This window comes from Mesorhizobium sp. ESP7-2 (assembly GCF_020164715.1).
Taxonomy (GTDB): Bacteria; Pseudomonadota; Alphaproteobacteria; order Rhizobiales; family Rhizobiaceae; genus Mesorhizobium.
This window is the reverse complement of sequence record NZ_JAIUGQ010000065.1, coordinates 1-21,240: the sequence shown is the minus strand read 5'-3', so window position 1 is coordinate 21,240 and position 21,240 is coordinate 1. Positions and strand designations below refer to the sequence as shown.

The window sequence follows — 21,240 nt, the reverse complement described above, 5'->3', positions numbered from 1 at the left end:
CGCGTCTCGTCGAACGTACAACATGAGCAGTCTCCTTGCCCTTCAATAGATGGGTCTCGACAACAAGGGTTCCCGAATTCGTCACACTGGAATCGACGACAGGAATTCGCGCCTGAGATCAATGTCCGTGTCAAAAACGCCGAGCATGCATTTGGTGATCAGGCAGGTGCCGTGCGCGTGTGCGCCGGAAGCGCGAAGAGACTAAGGGTTAGCCCTAGTGCTTGGTCCCATGTCCATGCGCGGCGGCGAGTTCTCGAATGTGCGCCACTGCCTCATACTCGGTGCCGAATGGGCTGGCGATAGCGGTTCCGTTTGGATCAAGGGTCACGGCCAAGAACGGGAATCCCTTCATAGGCGGCGAGTAGACGACGAAGGCGCGCTTTTTGCTCATCATCCTGTCTAGCACGTTGCGCATGAAAAGCCGGCCAGAGTCTATTCACCATTCCTTCACCATATCAGCACATGCTGATAAGCGGACATGCTGATGTAAAGCGTACATGTCAAAAGCCCCGGTGCAGACCCAAGCACCGGGGCTTTTTCAGATAGCGTCCTTCAGAAGATTTCCATGACAACCAGGACGATCCCAATCGCCGCAAGGGCCATGACGAGGATCATAGCTACCTCGAAGGCGTGACCGAAATTGTCAGTCATCTGGCACCACGCACAAAGGGACAATAGCCCGGCCTGCTCATCGTGTGACACAGGATTCTGCAGGCCGGGCTGCACCGGCTTTTGGAGGGCAAGAGCCGGTGAAGATTGAGCATGTTCCTAAGCGGATCTGTGCGCAATGGCATATCCGAATGCGTACAAATTTCGCTTAATTAGCCTTCTTCAAAATGAAGTCGCTTATCGTCCCCGTTGGCTTGGACGCTTCGAATTTGACGCCAGCGTTTGAGGGCCTTCGCAACCGCGATTGCCGCATCATTTGGCGCACGCAGGATCAAACCATCCATGGGTGCGGTGTCAGAGGATTTCGTCTGGACACTCCATCCGCTTTCCTTGAACGCGCCCTGGCTGCAATCGATGCGGCGGCCGATGGCGATCACGGGTTGCCGATCGCGACAGCAGTCATTGCCGAGTTCCGGAAACGAAACGCGCTCCTTCCCTCGCTGCACTCCATCGAGAAGATTGGCCTCGGCGGTCGAGCGGATGTCCGTCCCGTCGGCCAATCGCACGGAGTAAAAAATGCGTGCTCCGATCGCCCGCTAGCCCCAACATTTCGAGATCACACAGGAAGCGCGTCAGTGGCTCGCAGAGCGCGTCTGCGACCTCATCGATCACATTGAAACGATGTGCCGAGCCTGGCTTGAAAAGTTGAGAATCCAGGCGAACACCGCAGCGCGACGAGCCGGTTAACGCTACCACAAATCAATTCCACACTGCCAATTATGCGATTTTGGACGAACATACGGCGAACAGACCTCCACAGCTAGTACTCCCTCGTAAGCGATCCTGATCAAAGCTGGTCTTCCTCAATCCAAGCGACAAGGGCGGCTTTCGGGTCTGCCCTTTTGGCTACGACCTAGTCGAAGCCGTCCAGCTGCTCGCCGATCTCGACAAGGGCCTTTTTGATTGTGTCCTCAACTTCCTGTCGTTTCTTCGGCGGCATCAGGCCCAGCCCCTTCAGCATCGCCTCGCGCCAGTGCTGCCCCCTCCCCCACGCTTCCGAGAACGCTGTTGCAAGGTCATCCTTGCGACGGGTCGCCTCCAGTGCCTCGACGAGGAGGCTGGCCTGATGAACGTCTTTTTCGCGCTTGGCGACGCCGTTTGCATCTGATTTCCTGCGAGAGGCGACGATGAGCTTGTGAACTGCATAGCGTTCCGGGGACGGCACGGTTACAGGCACCCCTGACCGATGCAGCATCACGGTCCGGATGGGCTCGTGGATCAGGAAATCGAGGAAGCGCAAGGGCTGCGCCGAAGCTCCGCCCAGTGCTGGCATCGGACTGGCGTGGTCGGTGTAGTCATCGGATCCACGGTTCGGCGTAAGGAACTCGACCTTGTATCTCGTTGCATTCTCGAATTCGGTCCTGTGTCCGGGGTCCGATCTGTGGGGGATCTCCCTGAAGGTTGGATCAATCTCTCTCAAGATTTCCAGGATCGGCGGCAGGGTGTCTTCGACTGACGACGAAATCGAGTAATGCTGCGCGAAATCGGCATCGCCGGTTTGCAATGAAGCACCAGGCAATCTTACGCCGAGGTGTCCCGCATACGTCTGAAAAGCAACCGTACCGACGAGCACGGCTCTTAGGCGGAAGATTCCTGCTGCTCCGATGGCTTCAACGACATCGCCAGTGAACCGGTCCGGTGCAGTCAGCCCTGCTTCGCGAGTCAGCGTGGAGACGAGTTTCCGTCGGCTACGGAGGTCTTCTTTGATCTCTTGGAAGGCTTCAACGCGTTTCGCGATCTCGGGATCGTCGGACGGGCCGACATACTTCCGCGTTTTCTTGGGTTGGGTTTCCTCAAAATACCAATAGCCTCGCCCCTTCACCGGAACCCGGACGAAATTGCCCGTGGAGAAGTCGGTTACGAACGATGCATCAAGACAGCGCTGATCGAGTTCCGCATACATCGTGCGATAAACGAGATCGACCGTCTTCATGCGTTCGGCTCCGTTATAAGAAAAATGCATTTCTCTTATAACGGCATGAGCTCATGCCACGCAAGTGACGTTATAAGACAATTGCAGAGGTCTTATAACGCTGCCAAATCGCCAACCATGCAGGCGCGGCGATCGATGGCGGGTGCTCATCAAGGACAACCACATCGCCCTTGCCACGACATCCGCACCGCAATCGAGCGGGCGCGCGGCGCGGTTGGTCACGTGGTGAAGATCGAGGTCGAGGTTGACACGCTCGATCAGCTTGAGATGGCACTACAAGTGGGAGTGGACGCCAGCGGCGGCCGAAATCACAATGTTCCGATTTCCAAACGCCCTCTAAGCGCGTTCAGTCACAATTCCTATCTGACGATGGATGAAGGCTTCGTCCGCCGAGGCAGGTTTCGCTGTGCGCCCAATCTCGCCGCTGAGCATGGCCATGCGGGCGTGAATCGGCGACTTAATGCAGACTGGATCCGTTGCAGCCGCATCGCCTGCAATTGTCATTGCCTGACATCTGCAGCCACCCCAATCGAGCTCGCGCCGCTCACAGCTTCGGCAAGGCTCCTGCATCCATTTGGTACTGCGGAAGGCATTGAGTGCAGCTGAATCGGTCCAGATCTCGGCGAGCGAGTTCGGCCCGAAACGTTCGAAGCGGAGCGAAGGGATGGTCTGCGCGGCGTGGCACGGCAGCACGGTGCCGTCGGGCGTCACCATGAAGGCGTCGCGCGCCCAGCCGCCCATGCACGGCTTGGGATAAACAGCGAAATAATCCGGCGGGACAAAATCGATGTTGATGATGCCGGCAAGCCGTTCCTGCGCCGCCGCGACGATCTCCATCTGCCGGTCGACCGCGGCACGTTCGGGCATCAGCGCATTGCGATTAGCCAAAGCCCAGCCGGCATACTGCACGTTGGCGATCTCTAGCCGCTCCGCACCCAACGAAAGGGCCAGATCGATGAATTCCGGCACTTCCTCGATGTTGTGGCGATGGATCGGTGCATTGATGGTGAGCGGCAGGCCGGCGGCGCGGGCGCGGCGTGCAGTCTCCAGCTTCTTTTCATGGCTGCCGCTGTGGTTGCCGATACGGTCGGTGGTCGCCTGACGGGCACCCTGAAAGCTCAGTTGCAGATGGTCGAGGCCGGCTTGGACAAAGGCTTCGATGCGGCGTTCGGCAATGTTCATACCGGCGGTGATGAGGTTGGTGTAGACGCCGCGCGCCGAGAGTCCGGCGATCAGTAGCTCGAGGTCGCGACGCAGCGTCGGCTCGCCGCCGGATAGATGCACCTGGAGAACGCCGAGATCGGCAGCCTGCGAGAAGAGATCGAGCCAAGTCTGCGTGTCGAGCTCGCGATTGGCCTTCAGCAATTCGAGCGGATTGGAGCAATAAGGGCACTGAAGCGGGCAGCGATGTGTCAGTTCCGCCAGCATGCCAATCGGAGGGAGAATGGGCTCGCTCACAGCCTCACCAGCAGCTTGTCCGACCATTCCTGCAGGAACGCGATGACGTCGGCCGCCACCTCCTTCCGATCGGCGTCATAGTCGGAGGCAAGACCGGCGATGATGTGATCGACCGTGGACCGCCCATCGCAGCGGCGCAATATGTCGAGGCTGATCTCGTTCGGCCAGAATATCTTCTCCGGCGAAAGCACGGCGAAGGCTTGCCGCACGACATCGTACTGTATGCGCACATGCTTCGGCAGCGATGGCACCGATTGCAACGACAACAGGGCTCTTTCGCGCAGCGCCATCATCAGACTGCCTCTGGGCGGAAGGCGCCGGGCGGTATGTTTCCTGGCGCGCCATAGGCATGTTGAAGCGCGTCGAGCATGGCCCAGAGTATATCGCATTTGAACACCAGCGCATCGATCGTCTGCTGCTGGCGTTCCGCCGTGTCGGCATGGCCGAGCACGTAGGCGAGGGCGAACTCAGCGTCGCGCGATGCCTGTTCGGGCCGCCAGCTGAAATAGGCCAGCGTATCCTCTGTGATATATTCGTACTTGGCCAGCATCGCCGGCACCCGCTCGTTGATGATGAGTGGCGAGAACATCTCGGTTAGCGACGATGCGACCGCCTCGAGCAAGGTCCGGTTCGTGCAGAAAGAGAGATAGGCGCCGACCGCAAAGCGTGTCGCCGGCAGCGCCAGCCTTTCGCTCTTGACGGCTTCGGCATCGAGGCCGAGCGAGGTGGCCAGATGCAGCCAGCGCGCGATGCCGCCGCTCCAGCCGCCCTCGCCGTCGTGGTCCTCGATGCGTTTGCGCCAGGCGGCGCGAAACGCCGGGTCCTCGGCGTGTGCCAGGATCATGGCGTCCTTGCGCGGAATGACGGCCTGGTAGCAATAGCGGTTCAGCGCCCAGGCCTGCATTTCGGCCTTCGACAGGGCGCCACCGGTCATTCTGTGATGGAAAGGATGATGGTTGTGATAGCGCTCGTCACCGACCTGCCGCACCACGGCCTCGAGCTCGTTCTTGGACAGGCCGCCTCTGGCCGCATCGTGGAAATCTCTCAAAATTCGATCTCCATCCCGTCGCGGGCGACTTCCCAGCCCGCCGCTTTGACCGCCGCGCGTTCGGCGGAATTCTCGTCGAGAACAGGGTTGGTGTTGTTGATATGGACGAAGATACGGCGGCCGATCTTCACATCGGCCAAGCCAGCAATCGAACCTGCTTCTCCAGACATTGCGATGTGCCCCATGCGCGCACCGGTCTTCTGGCCGACCCGGGCAGCGATCATCTCGTCGTCTGTGTAGACGGTGCCGTCGAACAGAAGGCAGGCGGCGTGGGTCAGGCGAGCGCGCAGGGCGCCATCGATGCGCGCACAGCCCGGGATGTAGAAAACGCCGCCGCGACTGCCGGCCTCGGTGATACGCACTCCGATCGTGTGGCCGGTGTCGGAGCTGAAGTCGGCGCCGGGGTCGCGTCCCTGCTCAAGATAAAGCGCAACCTTCCCGGGCACCGGAAAGCTGTCAACGACGATGCCTGTCTCGCCGTCCTCCGCATCGCGGATCGCCAGCTCCTCGGTTGGCGCTAGGAGGCGTCGCGGCACGATCGCCGGATCGAGAACATTGAAGATCGCATTGGCCTCAAGCGTCGCCAGTACCTGCGCCGTGCCGTAGATCGCGAAAGGCTGCCGTTCACGCAGGCTGAGCAGGCCGGCGACGTGATCTATGTCGGCATTGGTCAGCACCACCGCGCGGATTGGCGTCGAGCGCAACGGCCCATCGAGCGCGGGCTGCAGTTCAGGCGTTTGCGCAATCTGCTGGCGAATGTCGGGCGATGCATTGAAGAGAACCCAGCCTGTCCCGTCCGCCGAGGCGGTAACGCATGATTGTGTTCGTGAATGCACGCCTAACATCCCGCTGCGAGCCGCACGGCTCAGGCGATAGTTGCAGTTCCACTGCGGAAGGCCGCCTCCCGCCGCGGATCCAATGATCTTCACGCGCATGGCAGTGCCTGCTCGGCGGCCCATTTGAGCGGCACGAAATTCTCGGCGCTAGACGGCTTGGCGCCCGCACTCCCCGCGGCAATGCCCATTGCGAAGACCCCACGCGGCAAGGCGCATGCTCCGGTTGCCGACGACATGCCCGTTTGCGGCCTACTTCCTGGGAGCAGTTTCGGCAGGCAGATACCGCGAGATTTCGAACCCCGCAGCAATCTGGTACATAGTTGGTTTCTTCCAGCTCTTCTTCATCGCAGCCTCCTGTTTTGCCAGCCCGAAAAGGGGCCGGTTATCAGCGCCAGTGCGTATGCAATGGCTCGTCCATCATGTGAAAAATGGACAAATGAAACGCGGCTTCTGAAACGACCAAAAAATCGCGAACAAAACATAACTGTCTACCTCAAGGTCGGTTCCTCTCCTTCATCGCCGTCCTGTTTTTATCGACCGAGTTCACCGGGGCGTAACGGCGAAAGGCGAAAGCCGAATTCGGCCCTTGCCGCGGCGCTCGGCACCTCAAGGCCCGCGGATCAAGTCAAAGGCAGTGGCACGTCCTGACCAGCAAGAACACGCCCACTCCGTAAGGAATAAGCAAAAGCACCATAGCCAACCAGTAGCCAGGTTGCGCCATCGCCGCCAAATCTGATCGAAGCTGTTCCATTTGGCTGTCCAACGCAGGGCAGTTCAGCTTGTTCCCAGGTTGCGATCTCGGAGCGTCTGGCGGCATCCAGGTCTTACGCCCCGAGGTGGAGCGGCACCCCGGGAATTGGGCTCACGAGGTGTGATTTTGAATTCGCGGGTCGCTCGCACGTGCAACGCCTTGTGCGCCTTCGGCCTCGTGCACCTGCCGCCCTGCAATTCTTCCCTCGTTCTTGCTTCAGGAACAAAGCAGCGCTTTGTTTGTTCGGTGCGACAGAGCGGATCAGCTCGCGTGGATAGGGTGTTTCGAGGAGCCATGGACCGTCGCCAGTTTACGTTGCCAGCGCTGTGCCTCTTTACCATTGTCGGGCTGGCACAAAATCCTGCGCAAGCCCAGGCACCGTGCCCTGCCGATCACGACAAGCTGCTCGCTGCCTTGAAGGCCAATGTCAAGGCAAGCGGTGGCCCGGCCAATGGTGGCCTCGAGACCAATGAATGGGCGGCCGTCGTCACCCGCGACGGGACGGTCTGCGCCGTTGCCTTCAGTGGGCCCACCGTCGATGCACAATGGCCCGGCAGCCGGCTCATCGCGGCCGAGAAGGCGAATACGGCCAATGGGCTCAGCCTGGCGAGCATGGCTCTCTCAACGGCGAACCTTTACGCCGGCGCGCAACCCGGTGGGCCGCTGTTCGGGCTGCAGGCCACCAACCCCCTCAATCAGGCGGCAGCCTATGCCGGGGATGTCAAGACTTTCGGCAGCGCCGACGATCCGCTGATCGGAAAGCCGATCGGCGGCGTCGTCGTGTTTGGCGGGGGCCTGGCTCTTTATGACGGCAAGACGATCGTCGGCGCGCTTGGCGTCAGTGGCGATTCCTCCTGCGCCGACCACAATGTCGCCTGGCGCGTTCGCGCGGCCCTCGGCTTCGACAAGGTCCCGGCGGGCGTCAATCCCAACCGCAAGGATGCCATCATCTATGATCTCGATCCCGGCGGGAAAAGCGCCTCTGGCTGGGGGCACCCACTATGCGCGGGCACCGAGGCCGATGTCGCGGCCGAACTGGGTTCCGGCGTCGGAGGTTCGACGCCAAAATGAAGCAAACAGCGCAGTCCGTAGTACCTTGCGTCGACGCGGTACGCACCAACCGCTCAGCGGCCTCGCGAAAACGTCTGGAGAGCTTCTTAGCGGCGTTGCTGCTGGTTTGCACTCCCTTGCTGACGGCTGCTTCGGAAGCTCCGCCAGCGTCGGCGATCTCGCCGCCTGCTTCCGCCGCTCCGCCTGACGACGGGCAATGGACGATGCCGGCCAAGAACTACGCATCGACCCGCTACAGCGAGCTCACGGAAATCAACGACGGCAACGTCAAGAACCTGCAGGTAGCCTTCACCTTCTCTACCGGCATAAATAAGGGCCAGGAAGCGGCACCGCTGGTCGTCGGCGGCACGATGTACATCGTAAGCCCCTTCCCCAACGTCGTCTACGCGCTCGATCTCACCAAGCCGGGTGCGCCGATGAAATGGAAGTTCGAACCCAATCCCGAGCCCGCGGCGCAAGGCGTTGCCTGTTGCGATGTCGTCAATCGCGGCGCGGCATTCGCAGGCGGACGCATCTTCTTCAACACACTGGACGGGCACACCATCGCGCTCGACGCGAACACCGGTCAGCCGATCTGGAACGCCCATATCGGCAACATCAACATCGGCGAGACCATCACCATGGCGCCCTTGGTGGTGAAAGGCAAAGTGCTGGTCGGCAATTCAGGCGGCGAGATGGGTGTTCGTGGCTGGGTCAAGGCGCTCGACGCCGGCGACGGTCACGTCGTCTGGACGGCCTACGGCACCGGGCCTGACAAGGACGTGCTTATCGGCCCGGACTTCAAGCCGCATTACGACATGGACAAGGGCAAGGATCTTGGCGTCACGACATGGCCCCCGGAGGCCTGGAAGATCGGTGGCGGCAATATGTGGGGCTGGATTTCCTACGATCCGGATCTCAACCTAATCTTCCACGGCACCGGCAATCCTGGACCGTGGAACCCCGATCTGCGGCCGGGCGACAACAAATGGACGTCAGGCATCTTCGCGCGCGATCCCGATACCGGAGCGGCGAAATGGTTCTACCAATGGAGCCCGCACGACCTCCACGACTATGACGGGATAAACGAGCAGATCCTGCTCGACATGAACTGGCAGGGTAAGCCGCGCAAGGTGCTGGTCCGGCCCGAGCGCAACGGCTATCTCTACATCCTCGACCGGACCACCGGCGAAGTTTTGTCGGCGAAGCCTTTCGGGCCCGTCAATTCCAGCAAGGGTGTCGATCTCAAGAGCGGTCGCCTGATCGAAAACCCGGACAAGAAGACCGGGACAGGCAAGGTCGTCCGCGACATCTGCCCGACCGCGTCGGGACTCAAGGATTGGCAGCCTTCTGCGTTCTCGCCGAAAACCAGGCTGCTCTACATCCCGCATAATAATTTGTGCATGGACGAAGAAGGCGTCGAGGTGAACTACATCGCCGGCACGCCTTATGTCGGCATGAACGTGCGCATGATCCCCGGGCCGGGGGGGAACCGGGGCGCCTTCACCGCCTGGGACATCGCGGCGGAGAAACCCGCCTGGAGTCTCAAGGAGAACTTCCCGGTGTGGAGCGGCACGGTCGTGACCGCCGGGAACGTCGTCTTTTACGGGACAATGGAAGGTTGGTTCAAGGCGGTCAGCGCGAAGACTGGGGATCTGCTTTGGCAGTTCAAGACGGGGTCCGGCATCATCGGCCAGCCCATCACATATCGAGGTCCCGACGGACATCAATATGTGGCGATCCTGTCGGGTGTCGGCGGCTGGGCCGGCGCCATCGTATCCGGCGATCTCGATCCGCGCGACGCCACCGCCGCGCTCGGTTTCGTCAACGCGATGAAGGATTTAAAGGACGCCACAACGGCGGGAGGCACGCTTTATGTGTTCCGGCTGCCCTGAACACTGGGCCGCGCGCCTGGGGCTCGGCATGGCCGCGCTCGCCTTGCTGCTCTTGCCGGCGCGAGCCGATGCCCGTGAACTGAGGGTCTGCGCCGACCCGAACAACATGCCATTTTCCAACGCCGCTGGCCAAGGCTTCGAGAACAAGATCGCTGAGATCGTTGCCGCCGATCTCGGCGCCAAGCTGACCTACACCTGGTGGGCACAGCGCCGCGGCTTCGTGCGCAACACGCTGAAGGCCGGCCTTTGCGATCTCGTGCCCGGCACGCCGGCCAATCTCGAAATGCTGCGCACCACCACACCCTATTATCGGTCCTCCTATGTTTTCGTCACCCGCCAGGACGGCCCGGATGTGGCGTCCTTCAACGATCCGCGGCTGCGCGATATGCGGATCGGCGTGCAACTCATCGGCGACGACGGTGTCAATTCGCCTCCCGTCCAGGCGCTCGGCCGCCGCGGCATCGTCGGGCATCTCGTCGGCTATCCCGTCTATGGCGACTACTCCGCACCCAACCCTCCGGCGCGCATCGTTGAAGCGGTGGCCGCCGGCGACATCGATCTTGCCGTTGTCTGGGGTCCGCTCGCCGGCTATTTCGCCCAGAAGCAGAGAGTGCCGCTCCGCATCACGCCGGTCACGCCTCGCATCGACGGACCACAGTTGCCCATGATCTACGACATCTCGATGGGCGTTCGGCGCGAGGACGATGCGCTGCGCGGCGAAGTGAACGGCGCGCTGGCCAGGCACAAGGCAGACATCGACGCATTGCTGTCACAATATGGCGTGCCGCGCCTCGATGGCCCCGGGAGCCCAGTGCGATGAGGCACGGCGCCGCTATATTCCTGTTTACGCTGCTGACGCTTGCGGCATGCCAGCGCGAGGAGCGGGACACACGCCCGCAGTCCTCGCTCGGATCGGGCGAGCAGCCGATGCCTGTGACGACATTGGAACCCGGTGGACAGCGGCCTTCCGCCAGCGACAACAAGGCAGCCAGCTTCGAGGCCAATGCCTTCCACCTCAGCGAGGGCAAGCGCCTCTTCAGCTGGTTCAACTGTTCAGGCTGTCATGCCAATGGCGGCGGCGGCATGGGGCCGGCCTTGATGGACCAGAAATGGCTTTACGGCAGTTCGATTGAGAGCATCCACGCTACCATCCGGGACGGACGGCCAAAAGGGATGCCGAGCTTCCGTGACAAAATCCCCGACGACCAGATTTGGGAGCTTGCCGCCTTCGTCCGCTCGCTGAGTGGCAAAGCACCCTCATCCGCCGCGCCGCAACGCAATGACGACATGATGCCGCATCCCTCGGAAAACCGCATGCCGGATGCAGCCACGCTGGGGAAGTCACCGTGAAGCGCCTTGCGTCGACCGGGTTCGGCACGGCCTGCGTATTTTTGCAGGGATGCTCAGGATGGCAATCGGCGCTCGACCCGAAAGGTCCCGCTGCCAGTGAGCTGGCGTGGCTCATTTGGTTTTTCACCGCGCTTTGCGCGGTGATCTGGGTCATGGTTATGATCGCCCTTGCCGCGCCACTGTTGACGCGGGCTCGCGCACGTTCCGAGCCGCTCGTGCTCGACGCCGGCGCCGACCGTCGAAAGTTGCGCGTTGTCGTGATTGCCGTCGGGCTGACCGCAGCGATCGTGGTCGGGCTAACCTTGCTGAGCTTCTTCGCCAACAGGACGCTTGCGGCGATCGGTTCCGACGCCGCACTCACCATTCGGATTACCGGTCACCAATGGTGGTGGGAGGTGCGCTACGAAGACGCCACGCCAAGCCGCATCCTAACCACGGCGAACGAGATCCACGTCCCCGTCGGGGAGCCCGTGCGGCTTCTGCTGACATCGACGGACGTGATCCATTCCTTCTGGGTCCCGAGCCTTTCCGGCAAGCTCGACCTCATCCCCGGCCACGTCAATGTGCTCGACATCAGGGCCGACAAGGCCGGCGTATATCGGGGCCAGTGCGCCGAGTTCTGCGGTGCGCAGCATGCGAATATGGGCACCTTCATCATCGCCGAGCCGAGGGCAAAGTTCGACGCCTGGTGGAACGACCAGTTGCAGCCGTCTGGCCCTCCAGCGAGCGACGAGGCCAAGGCTGGCGAGGACCTGTTCCTCCGGCGTCCCTGCGTGATGTGCCACAGGATCGGGGGCACTCCAGCAGGAGGAACCGTCGCGCCGGATCTGACGCATATTGCCAGCCGGCGAACGCTCGCCGCCGGCACCTTGACGATGAGCCGAGGAAATCTCGCCGCCTGGATAGCGGACCCGCAAGGCGTGAAGCCCGGTTCCCACATGCCCGTGGTGGAGCTCAACGGCGACGAACTCAACGCCATCGTCGCCTATCTCGAGGGTCTGAAATGAGCAGCGCGGATCTGACCAGCGAACGCGACCTGCCGCCGAAACGCGAGACCGCCAGCAAAGGCGACCTGGCTCCCGAGCCTGACGGACCGCGCGATACCGGCATGGACAATGCCAGCCTCCACCGCTGGCTCACCCGGGCATGGCGCACGCCGCCCGGCATCATCGGCGCCCTGTCGAGCGTCGACCACAAGGTCATCGCAAGGCGCTATCTGATCACGGCCTTCTTCTTCCTGTGCCTTGGCGGGCTGAACGCTGTCGCCATGCGTGTCCAACTCTCGGGGCCGCAGCGCGGGCTGATCGGGCCGGACCTCTACAACCAGCTGTTCACGATGCATGGCGTCACCATGATGTTCCTGTTCGCTGTGCCCATCATGCAGGCAACGGGAATCTATTTGGTGCCGCTGATGGTCGGCACCCGCAACATCGCATTCCCGCGACTCAATGCATTCGGCTACTGGATCTACGTCTCGGGCGGGGCCTTTGCCTGGATCTCATTCCTCCTCAACATGGCGCCGGATGTCGGCTGGTTCGCCTATGTCCCCTTATCCGGACCGGAATTTTCCCCCGGCAAGCGCGCCGATGTCTGGGCGCAAATGATCACCTATACTGAAGTATCGTCGCTTGCGGTGGCCGTCGCCACCATCGTCACCGTGTTCAAGCAACGTGCGCCCGGCATGTCGCTGGACAAGATACCGCTTTATGTATGGGCACTGCTGGTCACTTCCTTCGTCGTCGTCTTCGCCATGCCGGCAGTCATGATCACCTCAACCTTCCTCATTCTCGACCGGCTTGTCGGAACCCACATTTTCAATCCAGCCGAGGGCGGCGACGCCCTGCTGTTCCAGCATCTGTTCTGGTTCTTTGGCCATCCCGAGGTCTACATCATCTTCCTGCCGGCGACAGGCATGGTCTCCTCGATCATTCCTGCTTTTGCCCGGCGACCAACGTTTGGCCACCTCGGGCTGGTCCTGTCGCTGATCTCGGTGGGTTTCCTGTCGTTCGGCCTCTGGGTGCACCATATGTTTGCGACGGGATTGCCGAAGCTCGGGGCGAGCTTCTTCACGGCGTCCAGCATGCTGATCGCCATCCCCAATGGCGTGCAGATCTTCTGCTGGCTGGCGACCTTGTGGGATAGTAGACCGGTGATCCGCACGCCGCTGCTGTTCGTCTTCGGCTTCTTCTTCATCTTCGTCATCGGCGGGCTCACCGGCGTCATGCTCGCCTCTGTGCCGCTCGACCTCCAGGTGCACGACACCTATTTCGTCGTCGCCCACTTCCACTACGTGCTCATCGGCGGATCGGTATTCCCGCTGCTGGGCGCGGCCTATTTCTGGTTCCCCAAGATAACCGGACGCATGATGAGCGAACGTCTAGGACGCTGGCATTTCGGGCTGGCCTTCATTGGCTTCAACGCGGCCTTCTTCCCGATGCATCTTGTCGGTCTGTGGGGCATGCCGCGCAGGGTTTACACCTATCAGGCGGAGCTTGGCTGGGGCAACATCAACCTGTTCATCAGCGCTGGCGCGATGCTGTTCTTCCTGAGCTTCGTGCTGTTCACCTTCAACCTTATACATGGCGCATTGAAAGGGGCACCGGCCGGGGACAATCCCTGGGACGCGGGCACCCTGGAATGGGCCACGTCCTCGCCGCCTCCGAGCTATAATTTCACGCGCATTCCGATCGTGACGAACGTCGAGCCGCTGTGGGCCGAACGAGAGACGCTTCCGGTCGCTACCGGCCTACGCGTCGATGTCCGCGAGTTGCTCATCTCGACGGTGGCGGAGGCCCATCCCGACATCCGCGAGAAATCGGCGACGACATCGATCTGGCCGCTGTTGGCGGCGATCGCCGTGGGCGCCACTTTCCTCTACTCGATCTTCACGCCGTGGGCGATCGTGTGGGGCGCCGTGCCGATCGCGCTCACGCTGGTCGGCTGGTTCTGGCCCAAGGGCGATCCGGAGGACGAGGAATGAACCAGCGGCCCGTCACCGACCTTTCCGCCCTCCCTACGTTTGGCCATGGTCCTCGCAGCCCGACCTGGTGGGGCACGCTCGGCTTCATGGCGTTGGAAGGGACGGGCTTTGCGCTGGCCGCCGGCGCCTATCTCTACCTTGCGATGTCATGGCCCAACTGGCGTCTGAGCGCCCCGGAACCAAACCATTGGCCGGGAACGGTCGTCACCTTGTTGCTGGTCGCCAGCCTTGTGCCAAACCACATCCTCAATCGCTACGCCGAGGATTGCGCTATCGTACCGGTGCGGATCGGCATGATTGTGATGTCGTTGTTCGGTCTCGCTCCGCTCGTGGTGCGCTGGTTCGAGTTCCCGGCGTTGAATATCTATTGGGACACAAACGCATACGGCTCGATGCTTTGGGTGCTGCTTGGGCTGCACACCACCCATCTGATCACCGATGTGGGCGACACGATCGTGCTGACTGTGCTGATGTTCACACGCCATGGATATAGCGGCCGGCGTTTCGGCGACGTGGGCGACAACGTCTTCTACTGGGATTTCGTGGTGCTCATCTGGATCCCGATCTACCTGCTCATCTACTGGGTACCGAGGCTGGGCTGATGCGCGCGCTCCGGTTGGGAACGTCCTGGGGTGGCCTTCTATCGGGGCCTTTGGCTTGGGCGATCTCCACGCAGCTGAATTACGCGCTTGTTCCTTGGCAGTGCAATCGCCAGGTTCCGGTCGTGCTTCCGATCGCATTGCTGCTGGCCTTGCTTTCGCTTCTCGGCGGCATGCTTTCTTGGCGGGCAAGGCGGCAGGGGGGCGCGGCTTTCAAGGCGGAGCGCGCGCGCACCACTGAGCAATTCGTCGCCGATCTCGGCATTCTTGCGGCTTTGCTTTTTGCCCTCGTCATCGTCATGCAAGGCAGCGCCGCGCTCATTCTCGACGAGTGCCTGCGATGAGCTTCGAGGCCTTCTTCTCAACTTCGGTCTGCTATGGCGCCGGCGCGCCCGAAGCGGGATGGACGCTTGCGTTTCCCATCTCGGTCCCTTTGGCGGCAATCGCGCTCACCTATGCGGTCGGAGCACGCCGGCTGTGGCGCCGCAGCATGAGGGGCCGCCCCGAGCGGATGCGACAGGCGCTGTTGTTCGCCGCCGGCTGGGGCGTGCTGACCGGAGCGCTGGTCAGCCCAGTCCATGCGCTTGGCGAACGGGTGTTTGCCGCTCACATGATCGAGCATGAACTGCTGATGGCGGTCGCTGCGCCGCTCCTTGTCGCCGCCTGCCCCGGCGCAGCCTTGATATGGGCATTGCCGGCCGCGCTCCGCCAAGGGACGGGAAGGCTCACGCACGGCAACATTTTCCGGATGGTCTGGACCGTTGCCAGTCGCCCCCTCAACGCAACCGTCATCCACGGTATCGCGATCTGGGTCTGGCACGTCCCCGTCCTCTTCGAGGCAGCACTTCAGCAGGGCGTGCTGCACTATGCCCAGCATGCGAGCTTCCTCGGCACGGCCTTGCTGTTCTGGTGGGTGATTCTGCCGCGTGCCGGCCGCCAGCGGGCTTATGGCAGCGGGGTCATGCATCTCTTCTTAACGTCGCTGCACACCGGTCTCCTTGGTGTGCTGTTGCTGTTCTCGCCCAAACTCTGGTACCCGCAGAATGCCGCTGGCGCGGCACTCTGGGGTCTGACTCCGATCGAGGACCAGCAGCTCGCCGGCCTGGTGATGTGGATTCCCGCCGGACTGATCTATGGCGGAGCCGCCTTGCTGCTTGCCGGCCTTTGGATAAGCAAGAGCGGAATCAGGGAGGCAAGCCATGCGCTCCGGCCTGGCTAGGATGGTGGGCGGCGCGCTCGCCGCGGTCCTGCTGCTGACCGCGGCAGTCGCCGCAGCAACCTTGTGGTCCGACCGGCGCGATCGTGCTCGCCACGACTCGGACATGGCAACCGGCGTGGACGCGCGCCACTCAGGGGGGCAATCCGCGCGCTCCGGCCTGATCAGGAAGATCGGCGGCGCGCTCGCCGCGGTCCTGCTGCTGACCGCGGTAGTCGCCGCGGCGGCCTTGTGGTCCGACCGACGCGGTCGTGTTCTCCACGAGTCCGACATGGCGACCGGCGGCGTGGGCGCGCGCGCCATTCCGATCATGACGGCGAATGGTTGCTCCGGGTGCCATACAATCCCAGGCGTGCCGGGGGCACAAGGCCAGGTTGGTCCGCGCCTCGACGCCAGCCTTGCCGACCGGGTCTTTATCGGCGGCGTGCTGGCGAACAATCCGGAGAACCTGATCCGTTGGATACGGGAGGCCAGGGAGATCAATCCGCACACGGCCATGCCGTCGACGAGGATCACAGAGCAGCAGGCGCGCGACATTGCCGCTTACCTTTATGCTCTGAGATGATTTAGCCGTCGCCGCCGCGCCGGGACCACAGGCCACGCCCGGGGTCGTAGCCGACCACCGCGGCGAGGAAAAACACGACGAAACAGGCGAGAACGACAAGAGCGGAAACGGGATCGAAGCGCAGGTAGAGCGTGAAGCGTATCAGTTCGACCGCCGAACTGAACGGGTTCCATGCGGCAATCATCGCCAGCACCGGCCCCGCCTCGGCGAGCCGCCATATCGGATAAAGCGCCGTCGAGGCGAAGAAGGTGGGGAAGATGACAAAGTTCATCACGCCGGCGAAGTTCTCCATCTGCGTCGAAATGGACGATACCAGCAACCCGAACGCGCCGAGCATCAGGCCTGACAAGACAAGCGCCGGAAACACCGCGAGATAACCTAGAACCGGCGGCCGCACGTCCCAATGACGTGCGATCAGCAGAAACAGATAGACCAGCGGCAGACCGACGATGACGCTCGCCAGCAGCCGCGCGGCGAGCAGGTACCAGCGTGGTAGTGGTGCCGTGAGCAACAGCCGCATGCTGCCCATCTCACGGTCGTGGACCATCGCCAGCGAGCTCGCCATGGCATGAAATAACAGCATCATGGCCGCCAACCCCGGGACGACATAGACTTCATAGAGCACGTAGGTCTGATAGGGCGGCGTGATCGACAGGCCAAGCACCGAGCGGAAGCCGGCGGCGAAGATGGCGAGCCAGACCAAAGGCCGTATGATCGCCGAGAGGAGCCGGCCGCGCTGCCGAAGCGTTCGCAACATCTCCCGGCGCAGGATGCCTGTAAGTGCCCGCACCGCGTGACGTTTTCTCATACCGCATCCGTCAGCACATCGAACGCATCGGCCAAGCTGCCGACCGCAAGATCCACGGCAACACGGCGGGCGACGCCGGCCCAGCGCAGCTTGCCCTTGTGCAGCACCACAAGGTCGTCGTCGGCCGACACCTCTTCCAGGAAATGCGTCGCCCAGACAACAGCAATACCTCGTTCCCGGCACAGCGCACGTATGTGCTGCTCGATCGCCCTGCGCCCAGGCACGTCGAGCCCGGTCGTCGGCTCGTCGAGCAACAGGATGCGCGGCCGGTGCATCAGGGCTCGAGCGATCTCGACACGTCGCCGCTGACCGCCCGACAGCGAACGGACCGGCTCGTCGCACCGGTCGAGGACCCCCAGGCGGTCGAGTTCCTCGCGCAATCTCGTTTCGCTGATGCCGGTTTCCAGCCCATGCAGCGAGGCGTGATAGCGCAGATTTTCGGTGGCGGTGAGATCGAGATCGAGCGTCTGCTGCTGGAAGACAACACCCATCTGGGCAAGTGCGGCGGCCGGATTGGTCCGCATGGAGTGGCCGAACACATCAATCTGGCCGGATCGGGCATGATACAGGCCGGTGACCAGCGAGAACAACGTCGTCTTGCCGGCGCCGTTGCGTCCGAGCAGGATGCACATCCCGCCTTCCGCGACCGAGAACGAGACGGCATCGAGGACCCGCCGCTCTCCGAAGCTGTGTCCAAGACCCTCGAGTGACAGCGCCTTCATGGACCGATCACCACTCCCCAGGGGCCGCGTCCCACCGGCACCGACTTCATCACCTCCTCATTTTCCAGATCGATGAACGAGATGTCGCCGGAATTGCCATTGGCGCTGACCAGGCGCTTCTGGTCATCGGACAGCACCACGTGCCACGGCCGCTGGCCGACGAGATAGAGGCGACGCACCGCCAGCGTCCTGGTATCGACTTCGGCCACCCGGTTGGCCGGACCCAGCGCCACATAGACGGTGGCACCGTCGCGTGCAATTTCCATGCCGACCGCCTGGACGCCCTCGCGGCGGATACCGGGAACCTCGAACTGGACCTTGCCGGTCTCGGCACGAGACATAGTGTCGAAGACGGTCACCGTTCCGCGTATTTCGGAAGATACCCACAGCTGCTTCCCATCCGGCGAGAACGCCGCCGCGCGGGGGCGGGTGTCTATCAGGAGGTTATCCACAAGTTCAAGCGTACCGGCATCTATGAGATGCACCATGCTGGTGGTCTCCGAGGTGCAGGCAACGTAGCGGCCGTCGGCGCTGACCGCCATGCCCTCCGGTTCGACGCCGACCTCGACCGTACCGACAACCTCGGCGGACGCGATATCGATCACCGAGACCAGATTGTCGTTCTCATTGGCGACGAACAACCGTTTGCCGTCGGGATGCACGACAAAAAACTCCGGATCGGCTCCCGAGGGGAGCTGGCCGGTCACCTGCCGTTTGGCGAGATCGACAACGTCGATCCGGTTGTCGTCGCCCACTGCTACGAAGAGCAGTTTTTTGTCCACCGAAAGCGCCATTCCGCGCGGGCGCCTTCCGACGTTGATGGTCGTGGACAGGCTCATGCTGGCGCCATCCACCACCGCTACCGTATTGTCCTGCTCGTTCGATACGTAGATCGTCTCCGCTGCGGCTGGTCCAGCCAGGATGGGCAGAGACAGCAGGAACGCGATCAGAACCTGCATGCGCTTTCCTCCAAGTCGATGCCCAGCGTGTCGAGGGGCGTGCGCTGGTGCAGGAAACCCGGCTGCGGCGAACTGGAGACGAGCAGTCGCGGTGTCGCTATAAGGATCGGCTGCCGCATCTGGCCGTCCCACGGCCGGAAGCTCAGCCCCTGTCCCTTGAAGCCGGCGAGAAGGAAGTCGCCGCTGCGCAAATAGGCCGTGATCGCAGCAGGATCGAGGCTGCGCAGGCGTGTTGCCGCTTCACCGACGCTGCGCACGGCAAGCCAGGCCGCGTAGTCGTAAGCTGTCATCCAGCGCCCGGCTTGCTTGCGAAACCGGTCTTGAAGTTGGGTTGCGCCCCATTCCTCGTTGACCGCGCTCCAGCCGTCTGCAACGAGCCCCTGCGTCCCGGCGACCGGCCGCGGCAATGCGGTTCGTCCTTCGAGATAGGCGCCAAACTCGTCCGCCTCGTCGGCGACGACCAGCACGTCGTAATCACCGACCTGCGTGGCGGCCGGTATCTCGGTCTGCAGCGTGACATGTCCGGTGTCGGCACGGCCATTGGCCGGGCGGAACGTCCACGGTTTGTCGACGATGATCTCGGCGCCAAAGCGTGTCGCCGCACGGCGTAAGGCTGCCGCCATCGCCTGGTCCGCAGGATGCGGGCCGGCGAGCAGGAACCAGCGCTGCCAGCGCTTCCAGACGAGATATTGCGCAAGGCCGTCCGCAAGCATGGAACGGCTTGGAACGGTATGCAGGAGGTTCTTGCGACAGTCCTGCTGGCGGAGCGCATCGTCGGGCGCGCGGCTGTTGAAGAACAGCATCTTGTCCGCTGCGGGCGCTGCAACCGCCTGGCTCAGCGTGGCCGCATCGAGATCAGCCACGACGAAAGCGACTCCCCTTGCAGCAAGGCTGGCGATAGCGTCCGTGGGCGCTTCGCCTGACTTCAGCACGCGTTGATCGAGCTCGAAATGCTGGCCTAGGAAGCGCCCCGTCCCGCCGTCGTCGGCGATGCCCAGCCGCGCGCCCTGCAGTCCGTCATCGCTGACGGGCTGATCGAGCGGTCCCAAAGGCAAGGGTGGCGTACGCGTCTGGCCGATATAGCCGATCACTATCGTCTGGGGTGCCGCGGAGCCGGGGGCAGCGACCAACAGAAGCAGCACGATCAGCGCCAGTTTCATCCCGCTCCGCCTGCCTGCGCTCCGGCCGGCCCACACAGTGAAGCCGATTCGTCATCCCGGGCAATGCGGGCATCGCGCACAAGATCTGCTGGCGAGCCCTCCAGATCGACGATGCGGTCCACCAGCGGTGAGACTTGGCCCGAATTGGCGAGCCGTTTGCCATTGAAATCCGCCAGCCGTCGGACGGGGAGAGCGGCGGGAGCAAGTGCACCAACCGCCCTGGAGTACGCAACAAAAACGAGGCCGGCGCCTTCCCCGGGCGGGCGCGTGCCGCAGAGCCAATCCAATATAATGCCATCGATGCTGCCCGCCAGCAGTGCGGTCTTGCCCGCCTGCTTGCCGGCAAGATGCCGCATCTCGAGACACACGCCGTGCGAAATGTTCAGCCCATGTCGCTGGATCATGTCGAGTTCCAGGCGGCTGCGCCAAATCCCAGCACGCCAGACCGCACAGTGGGCGATTGCTCGGGCGCGGCTGCGGTCGCACCACCTGCGACCAAGGAGGAAATAGCTGCAAGAACCGCGCGCCGCGATAGGTGGCGCCAATCGGCCCGGTAGAGCCATTCACATTGCAAGTTCGAGATTAGCACGAGCGCACCGGGTGTGGCAGAGCTCTCCCAACGTTGTGCCGCCAGGAATGTTCCTCAATCGCACGCGAAAGGTGCTGCAGCTCGGCGAACTGGTGATCGCCACCGGCGCATCAAGCCGCCGCAGTCAATCCGCACGGTCAACTTCTCGGCCTTGCGATCGATGCGGATGATGTCCCCAACGAGAACGATCTTATCTCCAGCGCGGGTTTTAGGTGGCGGGTCAACCGAATAGGGTGGGTCATACGATGGAATGTTTACCTTGGCGCGTCCGCTAGGGTGGTGACCGTACCCGTCAAGGCGACCTCGTCACCGATCTCAAATTCCCGGGGCACGCTATCGTGTAGCATAGACCTCCTCCGGCGCGTTCTAGATACTAATGCCGGCAAACTGACTTGGTTGCGTGACATCGCAAGTCTCTGCCCCTCGCCTCAATCAGGCCGAGCCCCCGCCCTCCCATCAGGACCCAGCCGACGGGGTCGGGCGCATGGCGGAACACGCCGACGGCGCGGCCCCGCCTGCCCTCAATACGAGATCGACCTGGTTGCGGAGCGCAAATAAAAAAAGCCCCAGACAAATGAACTGACCCCGTAAAGTTGGACGGTTCATTGATCTGGTAGATTTAAGGGCTGGGTCCTGTATTGCACAGGGGCCA

At 62.5% G+C, this 21,240-nt stretch carries 21 protein-coding genes and 1 pseudogene; 11 read left to right on the top strand and 11 right to left on the bottom strand.

From position 1 onward, the window contains the following. Positions 1–821 precede the first annotated feature (821 nt). Both LB543_RS32145 and LB543_RS32140 read right to left on the bottom strand, forming a co-directional pair. Positions 822–1,175 carry a hypothetical protein gene (locus tag LB543_RS32145; RefSeq protein WP_224617168.1) on the bottom strand — a complete coding sequence of 118 codons (354 nt, stop codon included), beginning with the start codon at positions 1,173–1,175 and terminating at the stop codon, positions 822–824. A gap of 347 nt (positions 1,176–1,522) precedes the next feature. Continuing rightward, positions 1,523–2,602, bottom strand: a complete 1,080-nt coding sequence (locus LB543_RS32140; protein WP_224598849.1) for a GSU2403 family nucleotidyltransferase fold protein — start codon at positions 2,600–2,602, stop codon at positions 1,523–1,525. Positions 2,603–2,744: 142 nt separating this feature from the next. Between LB543_RS32140 and LB543_RS32135 the strand changes: the two are divergent. Beyond that, positions 2,745–2,896: pseudogene (locus tag LB543_RS32135) on the top strand (nicotinate-nucleotide diphosphorylase (carboxylating)); the annotation flags it as partial. Positions 2,897–2,938: 42 nt separating this feature from the next. Here the strand turns inward: LB543_RS32135 and pqqE are convergent. Genes pqqE through pqqB form a run of 4 tightly spaced genes read right to left on the bottom strand, consistent with a single transcriptional unit; the run spans position 2,939 to position 6,043 of the window. Beyond that, entirely contained in the window at positions 2,939–4,087 is a 1,149-nt protein-coding gene (gene pqqE / locus LB543_RS32130) for a pyrroloquinoline quinone biosynthesis protein PqqE (protein ID WP_263498904.1), read from the bottom strand. Next, positions 4,057–4,353, bottom strand: a complete 297-nt coding sequence (gene pqqD, locus LB543_RS32125) for a pyrroloquinoline quinone biosynthesis peptide chaperone PqqD (RefSeq protein ID WP_140813012.1) — start codon at positions 4,351–4,353, stop codon at positions 4,057–4,059. The genes pqqE and pqqD overlap by 31 nt, the downstream gene beginning before the upstream one ends. Then, entirely contained in the window at positions 4,353–5,108 is a 756-nt protein-coding gene (gene pqqC / locus LB543_RS32120; protein ID WP_224598851.1) for a pyrroloquinoline-quinone synthase PqqC, read from the bottom strand. Before pqqC ends, pqqD begins: the two co-directional genes overlap by 1 nt. Further along, on the bottom strand, positions 5,105–6,043 hold the full coding sequence (gene pqqB, locus LB543_RS32115) for a pyrroloquinoline quinone biosynthesis protein PqqB (protein WP_224598852.1): 939 nt from the start codon (positions 6,041–6,043) through the stop codon (positions 5,105–5,107). Before pqqB ends, pqqC begins: the two co-directional genes overlap by 4 nt. Positions 6,044–6,989: 946 nt before the next feature. On the opposite strand from pqqB, the gene LB543_RS32110 reads away from it, so the two are divergent. The 10 genes from LB543_RS32110 (at position 6,990) to LB543_RS32065 (ending at position 16,350) form a co-directional block, all read left to right on the top strand. Beyond that, positions 6,990–7,766 carry a heme-binding protein gene (locus LB543_RS32110; RefSeq protein ID WP_224598853.1) on the top strand — a complete coding sequence of 259 codons (777 nt, stop codon included), beginning with the start codon at positions 6,990–6,992 and terminating at the stop codon, positions 7,764–7,766. After that, a complete protein-coding gene (locus tag LB543_RS32105; protein WP_224598854.1) occupies positions 7,763–9,640 on the top strand; it encodes a methanol/ethanol family PQQ-dependent dehydrogenase in 1,878 nt (625 codons plus the stop codon). The genes LB543_RS32110 and LB543_RS32105 overlap by 4 nt, the downstream gene beginning before the upstream one ends. Beyond that, positions 9,621–10,460 carry a substrate-binding domain-containing protein gene (locus LB543_RS32100; protein ID WP_411908804.1) on the top strand — a complete coding sequence of 280 codons (840 nt, stop codon included), beginning with the start codon at positions 9,621–9,623 and terminating at the stop codon, positions 10,458–10,460. The genes LB543_RS32105 and LB543_RS32100 overlap by 20 nt, the downstream gene beginning before the upstream one ends. Continuing rightward, positions 10,457–10,990, top strand: a complete 534-nt coding sequence (locus LB543_RS32095) for a c-type cytochrome (protein ID WP_224598856.1) — start codon at positions 10,457–10,459, stop codon at positions 10,988–10,990. Before LB543_RS32100 ends, LB543_RS32095 begins: the two co-directional genes overlap by 4 nt. Beyond that, the gene (coxB, locus tag LB543_RS32090; RefSeq protein ID WP_224598858.1) at positions 10,987–11,997 is read left to right on the top strand and encodes a cytochrome c oxidase subunit II; all 1,011 of its coding nucleotides are present in this window, start codon (positions 10,987–10,989) and stop codon (positions 11,995–11,997) included. The genes LB543_RS32095 and coxB overlap by 4 nt, the downstream gene beginning before the upstream one ends. Next, positions 11,994–13,970 carry a cytochrome c oxidase subunit I gene (gene ctaD, locus LB543_RS32085; RefSeq protein ID WP_224598860.1) on the top strand — a complete coding sequence of 659 codons (1,977 nt, stop codon included), beginning with the start codon at positions 11,994–11,996 and terminating at the stop codon, positions 13,968–13,970. Before coxB ends, ctaD begins: the two co-directional genes overlap by 4 nt. Next, positions 13,967–14,572 (top strand): heme-copper oxidase subunit III, encoded by a 606-nt coding sequence (locus tag LB543_RS32080; protein WP_224598862.1) that lies wholly within the window; start codon positions 13,967–13,969, stop codon positions 14,570–14,572. Before ctaD ends, LB543_RS32080 begins: the two co-directional genes overlap by 4 nt. Before the next feature lie 122 nt (positions 14,573–14,694). Next, the gene (locus LB543_RS32075; protein ID WP_224598864.1) at positions 14,695–14,913 is read left to right on the top strand and encodes a hypothetical protein; all 219 of its coding nucleotides are present in this window, start codon (positions 14,695–14,697) and stop codon (positions 14,911–14,913) included. Next, on the top strand, positions 14,910–15,788 hold the full coding sequence (locus LB543_RS32070; protein WP_224598867.1) for a cytochrome c oxidase assembly protein: 879 nt from the start codon (positions 14,910–14,912) through the stop codon (positions 15,786–15,788). Before LB543_RS32075 ends, LB543_RS32070 begins: the two co-directional genes overlap by 4 nt. After that, positions 15,769–16,350, top strand: coding sequence for a c-type cytochrome (locus LB543_RS32065; protein ID WP_224598870.1), 582 nt, complete (start codon positions 15,769–15,771; stop codon positions 16,348–16,350). The genes LB543_RS32070 and LB543_RS32065 overlap by 20 nt, the downstream gene beginning before the upstream one ends. 1 nt (position 16,351) lies before the next feature. Here LB543_RS32065 and LB543_RS32060 read toward each other — a convergent pair whose 3' ends face one another. From LB543_RS32060 to LB543_RS32040, 5 genes are read right to left on the bottom strand one after another with little or no spacing between them, the layout of a single operon-like run. Next, positions 16,352–17,158, bottom strand: coding sequence for an ABC transporter permease (locus tag LB543_RS32060; protein WP_224617165.1), 807 nt, complete (start codon positions 17,156–17,158; stop codon positions 16,352–16,354). Continuing rightward, positions 17,155–17,880 carry an ABC transporter ATP-binding protein gene (locus LB543_RS32055; protein WP_140813025.1) on the bottom strand — a complete coding sequence of 242 codons (726 nt, stop codon included), beginning with the start codon at positions 17,878–17,880 and terminating at the stop codon, positions 17,155–17,157. The genes LB543_RS32060 and LB543_RS32055 overlap by 4 nt, the downstream gene beginning before the upstream one ends. Next, positions 17,877–18,839 (bottom strand): PQQ-dependent catabolism-associated beta-propeller protein, encoded by a 963-nt coding sequence (locus LB543_RS32050; protein WP_224598872.1) that lies wholly within the window; start codon positions 18,837–18,839, stop codon positions 17,877–17,879. The genes LB543_RS32055 and LB543_RS32050 overlap by 4 nt, the downstream gene beginning before the upstream one ends. Continuing rightward, complete coding sequence (locus tag LB543_RS32045) at positions 18,827–19,999, bottom strand: ABC transporter substrate-binding protein (RefSeq protein ID WP_224598875.1); 1,173 nt, start codon at positions 19,997–19,999, stop codon at positions 18,827–18,829. Before LB543_RS32045 ends, LB543_RS32050 begins: the two co-directional genes overlap by 13 nt. Then, entirely contained in the window at positions 19,996–20,403 is a 408-nt protein-coding gene (locus LB543_RS32040; protein WP_224598877.1) for a hypothetical protein, read from the bottom strand. The genes LB543_RS32045 and LB543_RS32040 overlap by 4 nt, the downstream gene beginning before the upstream one ends. Positions 20,404–21,240 lie beyond the last annotated feature (837 nt).

Bases quoted from the DNA above. Each gene is read 5' to 3' on its own strand.
- LB543_RS32140 (WP_224598849.1), bottom strand. From the start codon at position 2,602: ATGAAGACGGTCGATCTCGTTTATCGCACGATGTATGCGGAACTCGAT.
- pqqE (WP_263498904.1), bottom strand. From the start codon at position 4,087: ATGGTCGGACAAGCTGCTGGTGAGGCTGTGAGCGAGCCCATTCTCCCT.
- pqqD (WP_140813012.1), bottom strand. From the start codon at position 4,353: ATGATGGCGCTGCGCGAAAGAGCCCTGTTGTCGTTGCAATCGGTGCCA.
- pqqB (WP_224598852.1), bottom strand. From the start codon at position 6,043: ATGCGCGTGAAGATCATTGGATCCGCGGCGGGAGGCGGCCTTCCGCAG.
- LB543_RS32110 (WP_224598853.1), top strand. From the start codon at position 6,990: ATGGACCGTCGCCAGTTTACGTTGCCAGCGCTGTGCCTCTTTACCATT.
- LB543_RS32105 (WP_224598854.1), top strand. From the start codon at position 7,763: ATGAAGCAAACAGCGCAGTCCGTAGTACCTTGCGTCGACGCGGTACGC.
- LB543_RS32100 (WP_411908804.1), top strand. From the start codon at position 9,621: ATGTGTTCCGGCTGCCCTGAACACTGGGCCGCGCGCCTGGGGCTCGGC.
- LB543_RS32095 (WP_224598856.1), top strand. From the start codon at position 10,457: ATGAGGCACGGCGCCGCTATATTCCTGTTTACGCTGCTGACGCTTGCG.
- ctaD (WP_224598860.1), top strand. From the start codon at position 11,994: ATGAGCAGCGCGGATCTGACCAGCGAACGCGACCTGCCGCCGAAACGC.
- LB543_RS32080 (WP_224598862.1), top strand. From the start codon at position 13,967: ATGAACCAGCGGCCCGTCACCGACCTTTCCGCCCTCCCTACGTTTGGC.
- LB543_RS32070 (WP_224598867.1), top strand. From the start codon at position 14,910: ATGAGCTTCGAGGCCTTCTTCTCAACTTCGGTCTGCTATGGCGCCGGC.
- LB543_RS32065 (WP_224598870.1), top strand. From the start codon at position 15,769: ATGCGCTCCGGCCTGGCTAGGATGGTGGGCGGCGCGCTCGCCGCGGTC.
- LB543_RS32060 (WP_224617165.1), bottom strand. From the start codon at position 17,158: ATGAGAAAACGTCACGCGGTGCGGGCACTTACAGGCATCCTGCGCCGG.
- LB543_RS32055 (WP_140813025.1), bottom strand. From the start codon at position 17,880: ATGAAGGCGCTGTCACTCGAGGGTCTTGGACACAGCTTCGGAGAGCGG.
- LB543_RS32050 (WP_224598872.1), bottom strand. From the start codon at position 18,839: ATGCAGGTTCTGATCGCGTTCCTGCTGTCTCTGCCCATCCTGGCTGGA.
- LB543_RS32045 (WP_224598875.1), bottom strand. From the start codon at position 19,999: ATGAAACTGGCGCTGATCGTGCTGCTTCTGTTGGTCGCTGCCCCCGGC.
- LB543_RS32040 (WP_224598877.1), bottom strand. From the start codon at position 20,403: ATGATCCAGCGACATGGGCTGAACATTTCGCACGGCGTGTGTCTCGAG.